Annotated in this window: 17 protein-coding genes and 1 pseudogene; all 18 read left to right on the forward strand. The window is 42.6% G+C overall.

The annotated features are described in order from the left end of the window. On the forward strand, window positions 1-1,145 hold a 1,145-nt coding region (gene cheB, locus AC1DWN_RS16125), incomplete at its 5' end, for a chemotaxis-specific protein-glutamate methyltransferase CheB (RefSeq protein WP_477559921.1). Between the two features lie 43 nt (window positions 1,146-1,188). Next, window positions 1,189-3,258, forward strand: a complete 2,070-nt coding sequence (locus AC1DWN_RS16130) for a chemotaxis protein CheW (RefSeq protein WP_477559922.1) — start codon at window positions 1,189-1,191, stop codon at window positions 3,256-3,258. 13 nt (window positions 3,259-3,271) lie between these two features. Then, window positions 3,272-3,733: a chemotaxis protein CheW gene (locus tag AC1DWN_RS16135; protein ID WP_477559923.1), complete on the forward strand. Its 462-nt coding sequence runs from the start codon at window positions 3,272-3,274 to the stop codon at window positions 3,731-3,733. A 30-nt stretch (window positions 3,734-3,763) separates the two neighbouring features. Next, window positions 3,764-4,357 carry a chemotaxis protein CheC gene (locus AC1DWN_RS16140; RefSeq protein WP_477559937.1) on the forward strand — a complete coding sequence of 198 codons (594 nt, stop codon included), beginning with the start codon at window positions 3,764-3,766 and terminating at the stop codon, window positions 4,355-4,357. Further along, window positions 4,354-4,848 (forward strand): chemotaxis protein CheD, encoded by a 495-nt coding sequence (locus AC1DWN_RS16145; RefSeq protein ID WP_477559924.1) that lies wholly within the window; start codon window positions 4,354-4,356, stop codon window positions 4,846-4,848. Before AC1DWN_RS16140 ends, AC1DWN_RS16145 begins: the two co-directional genes overlap by 4 nt. Before the next feature lies 1 nt (window position 4,849). Then, window positions 4,850-5,287, forward strand: a complete 438-nt coding sequence (locus tag AC1DWN_RS16150; protein WP_477559925.1) for a hypothetical protein — start codon at window positions 4,850-4,852, stop codon at window positions 5,285-5,287. Between the two features lie 4 nt (window positions 5,288-5,291). Next, a complete protein-coding gene (locus AC1DWN_RS16155) occupies window positions 5,292-6,077 on the forward strand; it encodes a FliA/WhiG family RNA polymerase sigma factor (RefSeq protein ID WP_477559926.1) in 786 nt (261 codons plus the stop codon). Window positions 6,078-6,092: 15 nt separating this feature from the next. Continuing rightward, window positions 6,093-7,499: a DUF342 domain-containing protein gene (locus AC1DWN_RS16160; protein ID WP_477559927.1), complete on the forward strand. Its 1,407-nt coding sequence runs from the start codon at window positions 6,093-6,095 to the stop codon at window positions 7,497-7,499. A gap of 37 nt (window positions 7,500-7,536) precedes the next feature. Continuing rightward, a complete protein-coding gene (locus AC1DWN_RS16165) occupies window positions 7,537-7,863 on the forward strand; it encodes a hypothetical protein (protein ID WP_477559928.1) in 327 nt (108 codons plus the stop codon). Between the two features lie 40 nt (window positions 7,864-7,903). After that, on the forward strand, window positions 7,904-8,473 hold the full coding sequence (locus tag AC1DWN_RS16170; RefSeq protein ID WP_477559929.1) for a hypothetical protein: 570 nt from the start codon (window positions 7,904-7,906) through the stop codon (window positions 8,471-8,473). Next, entirely contained in the window at window positions 8,466-9,068 is a 603-nt protein-coding gene (locus AC1DWN_RS16175; protein WP_477559930.1) for a hypothetical protein, read from the forward strand. Before AC1DWN_RS16170 ends, AC1DWN_RS16175 begins: the two co-directional genes overlap by 8 nt. A 202-nt stretch (window positions 9,069-9,270) precedes the next feature. Beyond that, window positions 9,271-9,972, forward strand: a complete 702-nt coding sequence (gene rpsB / locus AC1DWN_RS16180; RefSeq protein ID WP_477559931.1) for a 30S ribosomal protein S2 — start codon at window positions 9,271-9,273, stop codon at window positions 9,970-9,972. Window positions 9,973-10,092: 120 nt separating this feature from the next. Further along, window positions 10,093-10,743 carry a translation elongation factor Ts gene (tsf, locus tag AC1DWN_RS16185; RefSeq protein WP_477559932.1) on the forward strand — a complete coding sequence of 217 codons (651 nt, stop codon included), beginning with the start codon at window positions 10,093-10,095 and terminating at the stop codon, window positions 10,741-10,743. Between the two features lie 104 nt (window positions 10,744-10,847). Continuing rightward, window positions 10,848-11,576, forward strand: a complete 729-nt coding sequence (pyrH, locus tag AC1DWN_RS16190; protein WP_477559933.1) for a UMP kinase — start codon at window positions 10,848-10,850, stop codon at window positions 11,574-11,576. Then, window positions 11,576-12,130 carry a ribosome recycling factor gene (gene frr / locus AC1DWN_RS16195; RefSeq protein ID WP_477559934.1) on the forward strand — a complete coding sequence of 185 codons (555 nt, stop codon included), beginning with the start codon at window positions 11,576-11,578 and terminating at the stop codon, window positions 12,128-12,130. The genes pyrH and frr overlap by 1 nt, the downstream gene beginning before the upstream one ends. Window positions 12,131-12,192: 62 nt before the next feature. Then, complete coding sequence (locus AC1DWN_RS16200; protein WP_477559935.1) at window positions 12,193-12,957, forward strand: isoprenyl transferase; 765 nt, start codon at window positions 12,193-12,195, stop codon at window positions 12,955-12,957. A gap of 26 nt (window positions 12,958-12,983) precedes the next feature. Next, a complete protein-coding gene (locus tag AC1DWN_RS16205) occupies window positions 12,984-13,778 on the forward strand; it encodes a phosphatidate cytidylyltransferase (protein ID WP_477559936.1) in 795 nt (264 codons plus the stop codon). A 17-nt stretch (window positions 13,779-13,795) separates the two neighbouring features. Next, window positions 13,796-14,081, forward strand: a pseudogene (locus AC1DWN_RS16210) (1-deoxy-D-xylulose-5-phosphate reductoisomerase); the annotation flags it as partial.

Here is a 14,081-nt window from a genome sequence, read left to right on the forward strand (position 1 = left end):
TCATTATGCAGAGTAACCCGATTCCAATTATTATGTTGTCGGGAATTAGCGAGGATAACACGAGAGAAACGATCAAAGCTTTGCAATATGGAGCATTTGATTTTATCCGAAAGCCGTCTAGCGCGTTCTCCAATGACATTCATCAGGTTGGAGAGCTTCTGTTAGAGAAATTGCGAATTGCTGTACTAACAAAGCGACAGCAGCCGGTTATCACGATAAGAGAATCATTAGGCGGAAATTCTGTTACTACAGCGCTGACAAAGCCAAGTACTACTAATCACCCGCTAAAACTTGAGGAAAAGCCAAGTGTACCATTACCGGTACCAATGAAGGATAGAAAGAAGAATATCCTTTCGCCTGCTGAGGGTATGCAGCCTAAGCAGCAGCTGGCATCCCCTTTACATACAAAACTAAAAGGAACTAAGCAGGATGCGTTAACCGAAAGTAAGAAAAAACCAGATGTGAATCCTCGTAAACCTATTTTACGAGAATCGCCTGCCGATCAAGCTGACATGAGGGCTCAACAGCCATCTATCAGAAATCAGAAGTCAAGAGGATCTGTTACTTCTTTCGAGCATATTGTTGCAATTGGAACCTCTACTGGGGGACCGAGAGCACTTCATGAAGTGATATGTTCATTGCCAGCTGATTTTTCAGCACCAGTGCTTATTGTCCAGCATATGCCGCCTAAATTCACCAAATCGTTGGCACAACGATTGGACAGCTTCAGTGCGCTCCAAGTTGTTGAAGCAGAGCAAAGCGAAAGGGTATCTGCAGGCGTTGTGTATCTTGCACCAGGTGGATATCATATGGAGCTGGCAAAGGATACTACTGGTTATAAAATTCTCCTTACCGAACAACCGCCGCAAAACGGTCATCGACCATCGGTGGACGTATTATTTGAGTCTATGACCAGCTTCCGAGAGCTGAAGCGGCATGCGGTTATTATGACGGGTATGGGCAGTGATGGAGCAAAAGGGATGAAGCTGCTGCTCGATAGTGGTGTTGACTCTACCATTGCAGAAGCTGAAGAAACGTGCGTCGTTTATGGTATGCCACGTTCTGCTATAGAAGCTGGTTTGGCTCATCATATTTTACCTTTGCAACACATTGCACCGCATTTAGTGCATGCAGTGTTAAAATAATAGGTTTGATTCACTCATAAGTACTAACAGGGGGTGCTAGGAAATGGATATGAATGCCTATTTATCAATGTTTATTGACGAATCTAATGATCATCTGCAATCATTGAACGAAAACCTACTGCGACTCGAAAGTGAACCTGAGGAGCTCAGTATCGTTCAAACCATCTTTCGTTCAGCTCACACGCTGAAAGGGATGTCTGCGACGATGGGTTATGAGGATTTGGCTTCTCTAACTCATGAAATGGAAAATGTGCTGGATCTCGTCCGAAATAGCAAGTTGAAAATGGATAGTTTTATTTTTGACACGTTGTTCAAAGGTCTAGATGCTCTTGAGGCTATGGTTCAGGATATCGTGAATGGCGGTACAGGGAAGGCCGATGTTACGACAATCGTTGAATCGCTGCAAGTCATTTTGAAAAGCGATTACAGCACGAGCGGCAGCTCGCAAGCTGTAGGCAGCGACTCGAGCAAACCTGCAGCAACGCCAAAAAGCGGATCTGCTACGATGCTTCTTGACGAATACCAAGCATCTATATTACTGCAATCCATCGAGACAGGGCATAGCGTTTACCATGTGCAGGTCGTTATTCGAGACAACTGTATGCTAAAAGCAGTTCGTGCTTATATGGTGTTCGATCTTCTAGAACGTAATGGGGAAGTAATAAAGTCTGATCCGTCTGTACAAGACATCGAGCAAGATAAATTCGGTTTTACTTTTTCTGTATTTACAATTTCAACATTAACGGAGCAGGAGCTAAGTCAACAGATTACTAATATCTCTGAGATAGAATCTGTTGCCGTTACTTTACTTGATGAAGAGTCACTGTCCGTCCTAGGCAGTACAGCAGCATCATCGCCACAATCTCCAAAAGAGGAGACGGAAGCTGTTATTAAAGAAATTGCAGCTCGTGAAGTCGGAGCTGGCAAAGAACAGGCTGCTGTAGCAGCCGCACCTGCCGCTGCATCACGAACCATTCGTGTCGACATTGAAAGACTGGACGCTTTAATGAATTTGTTCAGTGAATTGCTAATCGACCGTGTAAGACTAGAGCAGCTTTCAAGTGAGATTAAGCGTACAGATTTGACAGAGACGGTTGAGCATATGACACGTGTGAGCTCAGACTTGCAAAGTATTGTTTTGAAGCTCCGGATGGTACCTGTAGATTCTGTATTTAATAGATTCCCTCGTATGATCAGAGACTTAGCAAAGTCATTAGATAAAAAAATAGATCTTGTCATCACAGGTGCTGACACAGAGCTTGACCGTACTGTTATTGATGAAATTGGCGATCCTCTTGTGCATTTGCTTCGTAATTCGGTCGATCATGGAATCGAAACCGTTGAGGAACGAATAGCTGCCGGAAAACCAGAGACTGGTATCATTAATCTAAGAGCATTTCATAGCGGAAATCATGTATTTATTGAAGTGGAAGAAGATGGGCGCGGTATTCATCATGAAAAAGTTCTGAAGACGGCTATTAAGAACAGTGTCGTTACCCAGGAGCAAGCTAAGCTGCTTTCACATGATGAGATTAACATGCTTATCTTCGCAGCAGGCTTTAGTACAGCTGATAAAATCTCGGACATTTCGGGACGTGGTGTAGGTCTTGATGTTGTAAGGACAAAGATTACATCACTAGGCGGGAATGTAACGATAGATTCGGTTTATGGTAGAGGCACCAAGTTTTCTGTACAGCTGCCGCTTACGCTATCTATTATTTCAGCTATGCTTATCAAGCTTGGTTCTGAAAATTATGCCATTCCTTTATCTTCTATTGTGGAAACAGGTATCATCCGTAAAGAACAAATCTTAAATGTACATGGCAATAAAATGATCGAATTCCGAAATGCCATTATTCCTCTAGTTTCTCTAAGTCGTGTGCTTAATTCTCCTGATTTTGATGAAAATGACGAGCAAGAGACAGAAATTGTTGTTGTTCGCAAAGGTGAGAAATGGGCTGCGGTCATGGTCGATGAGTTTATTGGCCAAAGTGAGATTGTGCTCAAATCTTTAGGCAAATATTTAACGAACATTGAAGCAATCTCGGGTGCGACCATACTCGGCGATGGATATGTTGCTTTGATCATTGATCCGAATGCACTAATCAAATAGGGAGGTTTTTACGATGGGAGAAGAATTAAAGGTTATCGTATTCGGTCTTGGAAACGAAGAGTACGGAATTGAAGTGGATAAGGTCCGTACAATTGAAAGATTATCTCCAATTACACGTGTCCCAAAAACAGCAACGTTTATTAAAGGAGTAATTAATTTACGGGGTGTCGTAGTTCCTGTAATTGATTTGCGTGGCCGCTTTAACTTACAAGAAACAACTCCAACTGAAAATTCACGGATTATCGTTGTGGCTGTCGCTGATATTGAAGTAGGATTTATCGTTGATTCCGCTAATGATGTTATCGATATCGATACGGACGGCATCGAATTACCTCCTGAAATCGTTGGTGGAATAAAAGCCAAATACTTACGAGGAATAGCTAAGCTTGGTGAAGGCCGACTACTAATCATGCTTAATCTAACAGAAGTTTTGAATAAGAATGAAATCATTCAATTAGAGCAGCTAGAGGTATAGCTGGTGAGTATTTTCGGACGTTTTGAGGCAATGGAATGGGATGTATTGAAGGAAGTCGGTAATATTGGAGCAGGACATGCAGCTACTGCATTGTCGCAATTGTTGGACAGGCCTGTTGATATGGCTGTTCCTAAAGTCAGCTTGCTCCCATTTGAAGAAGTAGCTGAGATTGTTGGTGGATCAGAACAGGTTGTAATTGCCGTTTTTCTCCGGGTAGAAGGAGAAGCTCCTGGAAACATGTTTTTCATTATGGAAGAGCCTGCTGCAAAACGTATTTTGCAGCAGCTACTGTCGGGGATACAGGAGGAGCAGGAAGGCTATTCAGAAATGGATCTTTCTACTTTATGCGAGATCGGAAATATTTTAGCTGGCTCCTACTTATCATCACTTGCAGATTTCACACAATTATCAATGGCGCCTTCCGTACCATCCATCGCAGTTGATATGGCGGGAGCTATATTAAGTTACGGTCTGATGCAATATGGTGAAATGGGCGATTCTGCCTTATTGATCGAAACGACTTTTTTAGAGGATCATCAATCACTGGAAGGGCATTTCTTCCTTATTCCTGATCCAGAATCGTTCGAAAAAATCTTCAGGGCTTTGGGAGTCTTCAGCGAATGATACAACAAACTGTGGTTAAGGTTGGCATGGCAGATTTGAATATCGCGACAGAAGGCATCATTCTCAAAACGACGGGACTAGGATCATGTGTAGGGTTAACATTGTTTGATCCTGTATGCAAAATAGCCGGTATGGCACATGTGATGCTTCCTTCCTCTGAAATCGCGCGCGATACTAACATTAATATTGCAAAATATGCTGACACAGCCATACCTGAACTAATTGGAAGAATGCTTGCAGCAGGGGCTTTGCAACAACGTTTGAAAGCAAAAATGGCTGGTGGCGCGCAAATGTTTGCCATGACGAGCCAATCGGATTCATTACGTATAGGACCTCGTAATGTGGAATCTTGTACGGAATTATTGAAGAAACTTAACATACCTATTTTATCTCAAGATACTGGCGGCAATTTCGGACGAACAATCGAATTTTTCAGTAATAATGGCATGTTATCAATTAGAAGTGTACAGCACGGAATAAGGGAGATTTGATATGCTAGGGACATGGCGATGGAATGTCGGACTCGGGATTGTCGGCGCCGTACTTACGGTAGCTTTCTCAATCGGAAATAACCCGCTTTCTGTTATGTTGCTTAGAAGTGTGTATGCTTTCACCGCTTTTTTTGTTCTTGCTTTTGTGGTACGTGCGGTATTAGCATACATCCTTCAGCCTCCGTCTCTAGTAGGCGAACAGACAGAGCAGGATGAAGGTAAAGGCTTACAGTTTGATGTACAAACACCCGATGAAACCGAGGATTTAAATGAACTATTAAAGTCGCAGCTGCAGGATGGAGCCTCAACTGCGTCAGCGCAAGAACAAAGTAAAGAGGCAAATACATTTAAGCCATTAAGTCCTCCTCATTTAATTTCCACCCAAAAAAAACAACCTGAGGAATTGGCTCAGGCCATTCGTCACCTGACAGGAGAGTGAGTCAATGGCTGAGTTGAAGACTGCTCATTTGACAAACATTCAGATGTGGCAGGCATGGCGAGAGCAAGGCGATCTGGATGCTAAGAAGAAGCTTATTGAACAGTATTTGCCGCTAGTTGATTACGTAACGAATCGCATGGCGATTGGACTTCCCAAAAATGTAATAAAAGACGATTTGGCTAGCAACGGTGTTATGGGTTTAATAGATGCAATCGAGAAATTTGATTATATGCGCGGTTTGCAGTTTGAAACCTACGCATCTTGGCGTATACGCGGTTCGATCATTGATGGATTAAGACAAGGAGATTGGGTTCCTCGCTCTGTACGAGAGAAGGCAAAGAGAGTTGAAGAGGCCTATCAGCATCTTGAACAGCAGTATCTACGTTCAGTAACCGATTCTGAAATAAGCAACTATTTGCAAGTTTCTGAGAAGGATTTTATTAATATGCTTCAAGACATTGCGGTTACGACGGTTTGCTCCTTGGAAGACCCGATTCGAGAAGAGGAATCGGAAACAAGGATGTCCTTACTTGTTGATGACAAAGCAAAAAACCCGGAGCATAAGGTGCATGAGTTTTATTTGAAAGAATCTTTAATTAAAGGTATTGACAGATTGACTGAGAAAGAACGTACAGTTGTCTCTCTCTTTTATTATGAAGAATTATCATTAAGTGAAATCGCTGAAGTTATGTCACTATCACCTTCGAGAATTTCCCAGCTTCATTCGAAAGCTATTTTAAGACTTCGTGGAGCTTTGGCTAAGCATAAAGATCAACTCATGCAGCAATAAAGAAGGGGAGGTAATATGGATAATCAACAATTAGAATCTTTCTTGCGCATTCAGACATCAGTCGACATGCTATCTGCGTTTTTAACATTTATCCGAATAACGGAAGAATTTAATTGCAATGGCGAGGAACTTGAGCGTTTCATTAGAAGCAAGGGTATTGTCCATGGACTCCAATCTGATGTGCTGGATCAAATCGCTACGAATTCACTTGCTTATTGCAAAGAGCAAACCTTAATCGCTATGGGACAAGCACCAGCACCAGGCAAAGATGGATACATTAAGTTCGCTTACGATATGGAGACTAGAAATCGACAACCTGCGGAGCTTGAAGACGGGAAGGTGGACTTCAAAGAGGTTGTCAAACTGAAAAATGTGAAGCGCGGACAGCTAATTGCCGAGCGTTTTGAGGCAAAAGAAGGTCCTAAAGGAAAGACCGTGACCGGCGAGGATATTCCAGCTAAGCTTGGTAAGCAGGCTCGGTTCAAAATAGGTAAAAATGTTGTTGTAAACGGTGATCAAACGGCGATGTATGCTGCAATTGATGGCCTTATTACGATGACTGACAAAGAGAAAATCAATGTATTTCCTGTATATGAAGTGAATGGCGATGTGGATTATAGAGTTGGTAATATTGATTTTGTAGGGACAGTAGTCATTCGAGGCAATGTTCTAAGCGGCTTCCGAATCAAGGCCTCAGGAGATATTCGCATCATTGGAGGTGTAGAAGGCGCGGAACTAGAATCAGAAGGATCGATTGAGATTACGGGCGGTATTTTGGCCAGTAATAAAGGATTTGTGAAAGCAGGCTGCAACGTTCGCAGTTCATTTATTCAAGATGGAATTGTTATTGCAGGCGAAGATGTACTGGTTTCACAGAGCATTATGCATTCCAACGTTAAAGCGGGCAAGAGCGTYATCTGCTCAGGCGCGAAGGGCTTAATTGTAGGTGGACAAATCCAAGCAGGAGAGCTTGTGAGAGCCCGTAATATTGGCAATTCAATGTCTACGGCAACTTCCATCGAAGTGGGAGTTAATCCTCAATATCGGACAGAGTTGCTTGAATTGCGAACTAAGCTTAAACTCGCTTTGGAAAACTTAGATAAAACAGATAAGGCACTTATAATATTGGATCAATTAGCAGCGGCCGGACATTTGACTCCAGAAAAACTAGCACTTCGTGTAAAGCTGAATTCTACCAAACGACAAACCTTATCAGACAACGCTGATATTAAATTGCGGATTCTCGAGCTAGAGAAAACACTTGATGAGACGGATCGTTCGAGGATAGATGTGTCTAATACCGTTTTTGGAGGTACAAAAATAGTTATTGGACGTTACACCAAATTTGTGAAGGATGCTTCGCAACGAGTTACTTTTCGGTACATGGAGGGGGACATCGCGCTTGTTCCTTATGTTACATAAGCAGTTAGTTGTCATAGCTTGAAGGGAGAGAACCGGTATGACCTTCAAATCAATAGATTTGCAGATGTCCGTTCCACGTACGCAGGAATTTAGCGGTAAGCAAAGTCAGATTATGCACAAGAGTGTTGCAGATCAAAATACGCTGGCTAATCAAGCTGCAAAAAATACGGAAGAATTGCGCAGTAAAAATACCGGGATCGAACAGACTACTGGACTTCATGTACGGACCGATCAGGGTGAGCAGCAAGGTCATGCTCATCCTAAAGCTAGTCGGAAACGTAAGTTGGATGAATCTGCAGAACAGGATGAAGGAACACAGCCGTCACATCCATTCAAGGGGCATTCTTTAGATATAAAACTATGAGCTAACAAGTTTGAATTAGAAAGGCAGGTTTTTAAAGACGATGCAGTCATACTGGCAATATGTTGTACTTCTCGGAGCGGTTGTCATTGTCTGTGCCTTTGTATGGACTCGGAAGCAACAGCAGAGTCCTGCAATTCCAACGCAAACCATGCAGAATATGGAGATTGCTTTGGAGCAGTTTATGGAAAACATGGAGAAGGATAATCAGGACCTCGTAGAGCTGGTGACAAAAGCACAGCTGGATGCTAAGGTGGATGCGGATCGCAAGGAACAACGAATTGTTGCCCTTGAGCACAAATGTGAGCTGTTAACCGAGCAGCTTCAGCGTGCATTAGAAAGAACCGTATTTCCTGCATCACAGCCTCCTGAAAGTACTCCACTTACGAAAGTTAATACCACAGCAGCAGCGAGTGATGCTGTCGTGGAAGTAGGTTCAGGAGTAACAGAGATAGTGCAGCCCAATTCCATTCATTCTCGTTATTCAGAACTGTTCGAATTATACGAACAAGGGAAATCCATTGAGGCTATTTCGAAAAAGCTTGGATTGAATAAAGGCGAAGTGCTGCTCATTATTCAACTGTCTAAGCAGGAAGAGGCCAATCATGCTTAGGAATCGCCCTTTCTTGATGGGTTTAGGCACAGGAATGATCATAGGTGCATTACTCTTACAACTTATGTTTCAAGGTCAGCAGAATCAAAAAAAGCTGGAAAACATGGCTGATAACAACGACCAGAAGCTGTATACGCAAATAGAAGTTGACGCATTAATATCTGCAGCTAAAGACTCGGATTCGATAAATAAAGAGTTAAAATCCGGTTCTGTAGAAGGGAACAATCAAAGTTCTAGTGTAGATAATAAAGCCTCTACAGAAGCTACAGAACCTGTTAAAGGTGATCAAGCAGCCGATGTTACAATTAAGGAAGAGAAAGTACCGGCAATCACAGCTGAGCGAATTGAGCATATTATAAAAATTGATGCTGGATCCGGACTAACTAAGACGGCAGAGTTAATCGCTGGTCAAAACATTATTAAAAATGAAGCAGAATTTATCAAACAAATGAAAAAGTCGAAAAAGCTGGTTCGCGCCGGTTATTTTTTATTTAATGAAGGTCTGACTACAAATGAAGCGATAAAGGTTGTCACCAGCGAGCCTATACCGGTGAAACAGGCGAAAGCCATTTTATCCAAAGAGGAAAAGAAATAGTTAGTCTTAAGTAAATATAAATTTTTATATGAATTTACAAACGAATGTTGCATGAGATATCTATTTATGGTATATTAATTCACGGTGTTAAAAACGCACGCAGGTCAATTTTGCCAACGGTGCTTTCGTTCGACGAAAGTTTTGGTGAAAGATGCGACTAGCGGAGGAGCACACAAAAAACCATTACAGGAGGTGTTGAGGAATGGCGGTTATTTCCATGAAACAGCTACTAGAAGCTGGGGTACACTTCGGTCATCAGACTCGTCGTTGGAACCCGAAGATGGATCGTTATATCTTCACAGAAAGAAACGGAATTTACATTATTGATTTGCAAAAAACGGTTAAAAAAGTTGACGAAGCGTACAACTTCGTTCGCTCGATCGCTGCTGAAGGCGGCACAATGCTGTTCGTAGGCACGAAAAAGCAAGCTCAAGATTCCGTGAAAGAAGAAGCAGAACGTTGCGGCAACTTCTACATCAACCAACGTTGGCTCGGCGGAACTCTAACTAACTTCCAAACTATTCAAAAGCGTATTGAGCGTTTGAAGCAACTTGAGAAGTGGTCAGAGGACGGTACTTTCGAAGTTCTTCCTAAGAAAGAAGTTATTATTCTTAACAAAGAAAAAGACCGTTTGGAAAAGTTCCTAGGCGGCATTAAAGGAATGAAAGGTTTGCCAAGCGCGTTGTTCATCATTGACCCGCGTAAAGAGCGCATCGCAGTAGCGGAAGCTCGTAAACTTGGTATCCCTATCGTTGGTATCGTCGACACTAACTGTGATCCAGACGAAATCGACTATGTTATTCCTGGTAATGATGATGCAATTCGCGCTGTTAAACTGCTTACGTCGAAAATGGCTGATGCAATTGTAGAAGCTACTGCAAACAACGAGCAACCAACAGCTTAATTTAAAAGACATAGTAATCAACAAAGGGTGGTCAGACGGTGAAAAACCTCTCACCGCCCTTTTTTTGGAATTCAAAACAAAAATAGATAATGGTATTTCTACCATTCAGGAGGGTTTAACATGGCGGTTAGTGCTAGCGCAGTGAAAGAACTTCGCGAAAGAACTGGAGCAGGAATGCTCGATTGTAAAAAAGCTTTGGATGAAACAAATAACGACGTGGATAAAGCGATCGCGGTACTGCGCGAAAAAGGTTTGGCTGCTGCAGCAAACAAAGCTGGACGTATTGCTACAGAAGGCGTAGTTGAATCGTATATCCATGCTGGCGGTCGTATCGGTGTAATTGTTGAAGTTAACTGCGAAACTGATTTTGTTGCTAAAACAGATCAATTCCGTGAATTCGCAAGAGACGTTGCTATGCAAATCGCAGCAGCAAATCCTAAGTTCGTTCGTCGTGAAGAAGTTGCGGCAGAAGAGCTTGAAAAAGAACGCGAAATTTTGAAAGCTCAAGCGCTTAATGAAGGAAAACCAGCTCATATCGTTGAGAAAATGGTTGATGGACGCATTTCGAAATATTATGAAGAGTTCTGTTTGCTTGAACAGTCTTTCATTAAAGACCCAGACAAAACAATTGCTGAAATACTTAACGAAAAAATCAACAAAATTGGTGAAAACATTTCAATCCGTCGTTTTGTTCGTTACGAACTAGGCGAAGGTCTTGAGAAAAAAGTCGACAACTTCGTTGAAGAAGTAATGGCACAAGTTAAACATTAATCCGAACGCACAGGCGGGGCGGGGCGTGCGCCCCGCCCCGCCTGTATAAATAGAACATAAATGAAGGACCTCATCTTTTGAGGTGCATGATGGAGGTATAATCGTTGGAACAGCCTGTATTTAAACGGATCGTTTTGAAGGTAAGCGGTGAATCCTTGTCTGGACAGGAAGGATACGGTATCGAAGCAACTGTTATTGCTTCCATTGCTGATCAGGTTAAAGAAGTTATCGCTCTAGGAGTAGAGGTTGCGATTGTTGTTGGCGGAGGTAACATATGGCGCGGGATTGCAGGAAGTGCAAAGGGCATCGATCGTGCTACTGCTGACTATATGGGAATGCTGGCTACACTCATGAACTCGCTTGCACTACAAGATGCTCTGGAACAAATCGATGTACCAACGCGTGTACAAACGTCGATTGCGATGCAGCAAATTGCTGAACCGTACATAAGACGTCGTGCGATTAGACATCTCGAGAAGGGCCGTGTCGTCATCTTTGCAGCGGGAACGGGCAATCCGTTTTTCTCTACAGATACGACAGCAGCTTTGCGCGCAGCTGAAATTGAGGCTGAAGTCATTTTGATGGCAAAAAACAAAGTAGATGGAGTATACTCCGCAGATCCATTTAAAGATAGCACCGCAGAAAAATTCGAGGAACTTACTTATCTCGATATGCTTAATCGTAATTTAGGCGTTATGGATTCAACAGCAGCTTCGCTCTGTATGGATAACAATATTCCACTCATCGTATTCTCGATAACTGAGAAAGGGAATATTAAACGAGTCGTCCTGGGCGAGAAAATCGGAACGATTGTGAAAGGAAGTGCTAAATAATGCCACAAGAAGTGAAGAAAAATGCAGAAGAACGTATGGATAAAGCAATCTCAGCTCTAAAACGGGATTTGTCATCTTTACGCGCTGGCAAAGCCAATCCATCTTTACTTGATCGCATTCAAGTTGAATACTACGGGGCAATGACGCCTCTTAATCAGTTAGCTAATATTAATACCCCTGATGCACGCACGCTGTTCATTCAGCCATGGGATAAGTCTTCTATGTCTGCAATTGAAAAAGCGATTTTGAAATCCGATCTCGGCTTGAATCCATCAAATGATGGTATCGCTATTCGAATTTCAATCCCGCCTCTTACAGAAGAGCGTCGTGGAGATCTAGTTAAAACGTCGAAAAAATTCGGTGAAGAAGCAAAAGTAGCGATTCGCAACATTCGTCGCGATGCTAATGATTCTGTGAAAAAATTGGAAAAAACGACAATTTCAGAAGATGAATCACATGGGCACCAAGAGGATATCCAAAAGGCGACTGACAAGTATATCGCTGAGGTTGATAAAGTGCTTGTGTTAAAAGAAAAAGAAATTATGGACGTTTAATAATACTCTGGGCCCCTCCGTAAGGTGGGGTTTGGTTTTGATTCCGGTTGGGAGGATGTAAGATGATCGAGCGACTTTGGGCCATATTAGGCAAGTCGTCACAAAAGTCGATTAATCCTAAGGCCATTGATAATGTGCCTGAGCATGTTGCTATCATAATGGATGGGAATGGTCGCTGGGCTAAAGATCGTGGACTGCCAAGAATAGCCGGTCATCATTCCGGAATGAAAGCAGTTAAGCGAATAACGATCGAGGCAGAGCGTTTAGGTGTTAAATATTTGACATTATACGCATTTTCTACTGAAAATTGGAAAAGACCAAAGGCTGAAGTGGATTTTCTGATGAAGCTTCCTCAACAATTTCTTGAAATAGAATTAGATGAATTAATTAAAAATAATGTACAGGTCCGAATGATGGGCCACAAAGAGGATCTGCCGGAATTTACGATTAGTGCTGTTGAAGAAGCGGTCGTCAAAACGGCTAACAACACGGGTCTTGTTTTAAATTTCGCTTTGAATTACGGCAGCCGTAATGAAATGCTTGAGGCTGTTAAGGGTATAGCAGATGATGTGAAGCAAGGCCGTTTGGCAATCCAAGATATAGATGATAAAGTGATGTCCAATCGATTGTTAACGAGCGGAATCCCGGATCCTGATCTACTCATTCGGACGAGCGGCGAGTTACGGCTTAGCAACTTTATGTTGTGGCAGCTTGCTTATAGTGAGTTATGGTTTACGGATGTGTATTGGCCGGAATTTTCGGAAAAGCACTTTCACGAGGCTATAGCGGAATATCAGCGTCGTGTACGTCGATACGGTGGATTGTAGCTTCAAGTAACGGAGTGTGAATTTTCTTGAGACAACGAATAATAACCGGAGTTATAGCAGCTGTTTTTTTCCTAGGCTTAATGATGTTAGGTGGCTGGTTTTTCACAGCGTTACTTGTATTGCTAGCTTTAATTGGTTTCACTGAATATATTCGGATGAACGGTGTTGCATGGACACACCCGTCGGCACTGCTAGGGTATGCAGGAGTGCTTTACTTTGTATTGCCCTGGTCTGAGTGGGGAATTCTTATGCCACCGGTACTAACGATAATATGGATGCTTACCTTCTTATTGCTTGCAGTTACCGTTATAACAAAAAATAAAACAACAATTGATGGCGCCGCACTTATGTTGCTAGGCGCTTTATATGTTGGTTATGGTTTTGCCGCAATGATCGAGGTTCGGCAAATCGAACACCATGCGTTATTTTGGACTTTCTTATCGTTCTGTTGTATATGGGCCTCGGATATAGGGGCTTATTTCGCTGGACGAGCTCTTGGCAAAAACAAGCTTTGGCCATCCATAAGTCCTAACAAGACAATCGAAGGTGCTATTGGCGGTGTCGTTTTTTCGCTAATTGTTGCTGTTGTGTTTGCACTGTTATCACCTGATCTGTTAACACTTCCAAAGGCGTTGCTTATTGGTTTGATTGCTGCTGTAGCTGGTCAGTTCGGTGATTTGATTCAATCGGCTTATAAACGTGTGCGAGATATCAAGGATACAGGTACATTATTACCGGGGCATGGCGGTGTGCTTGATCGCTGCGATAGCTGGCTCATTGTATTTCCACTATTATGGCTAGCGGAGCTGCTTCCCGTATAATAAAGGAGGATACTCGCATGAAGAAAATAAGTATACTAGGTTCTACGGGATCTATTGGTACTCAAACTTTAAATATTATTACACATCATCCCGAAAGATATAAAGTTGTCGGACTAGCTGGTGGCACTAATGTTGAGCTCCTCGTTGAACAAGCTAAATTATTTAAGCCTTCTATCGTAAGCTTAGGTTCTAAAGCGCTCGCTGACGCCGCTAAGCCTTTTTTGCCGCCTGGTACGAGAGTTGTATATGGTGATGAAGGTTTGGTCGAAGTCGCTGCTGGGACGGATGCTGACGTCGTTGTGA

Source organism: Paenibacillus sp. P4_A7, assembly GCF_056402455.1.

Coding starts and splice junctions, on each gene's coding strand:
- AC1DWN_RS16130 (WP_477559922.1), top strand. CDS start 1,189: ATGGATATGAATGCCTATTTATCAATGTTTATTGACGAATCTAATGAT.
- AC1DWN_RS16135 (WP_477559923.1), top strand. CDS start 3,272: ATGGGAGAAGAATTAAAGGTTATCGTATTCGGTCTTGGAAACGAAGAG.
- AC1DWN_RS16140 (WP_477559937.1), top strand. CDS start 3,764: ATGGAATGGGATGTATTGAAGGAAGTCGGTAATATTGGAGCAGGACAT.
- AC1DWN_RS16145 (WP_477559924.1), top strand. CDS start 4,354: ATGATACAACAAACTGTGGTTAAGGTTGGCATGGCAGATTTGAATATC.
- AC1DWN_RS16150 (WP_477559925.1), top strand. CDS start 4,850: ATGCTAGGGACATGGCGATGGAATGTCGGACTCGGGATTGTCGGCGCC.
- AC1DWN_RS16155 (WP_477559926.1), top strand. CDS start 5,292: ATGGCTGAGTTGAAGACTGCTCATTTGACAAACATTCAGATGTGGCAG.
- AC1DWN_RS16165 (WP_477559928.1), top strand. CDS start 7,537: ATGACCTTCAAATCAATAGATTTGCAGATGTCCGTTCCACGTACGCAG.
- AC1DWN_RS16170 (WP_477559929.1), top strand. CDS start 7,904: ATGCAGTCATACTGGCAATATGTTGTACTTCTCGGAGCGGTTGTCATT.
- AC1DWN_RS16175 (WP_477559930.1), top strand. CDS start 8,466: ATGCTTAGGAATCGCCCTTTCTTGATGGGTTTAGGCACAGGAATGATC.
- rpsB (WP_477559931.1), top strand. CDS start 9,271: ATGGCGGTTATTTCCATGAAACAGCTACTAGAAGCTGGGGTACACTTC.
- tsf (WP_477559932.1), top strand. CDS start 10,093: ATGGCGGTTAGTGCTAGCGCAGTGAAAGAACTTCGCGAAAGAACTGGA.
- frr (WP_477559934.1), top strand. CDS start 11,576: ATGCCACAAGAAGTGAAGAAAAATGCAGAAGAACGTATGGATAAAGCA.
- AC1DWN_RS16200 (WP_477559935.1), top strand. CDS start 12,193: ATGATCGAGCGACTTTGGGCCATATTAGGCAAGTCGTCACAAAAGTCG.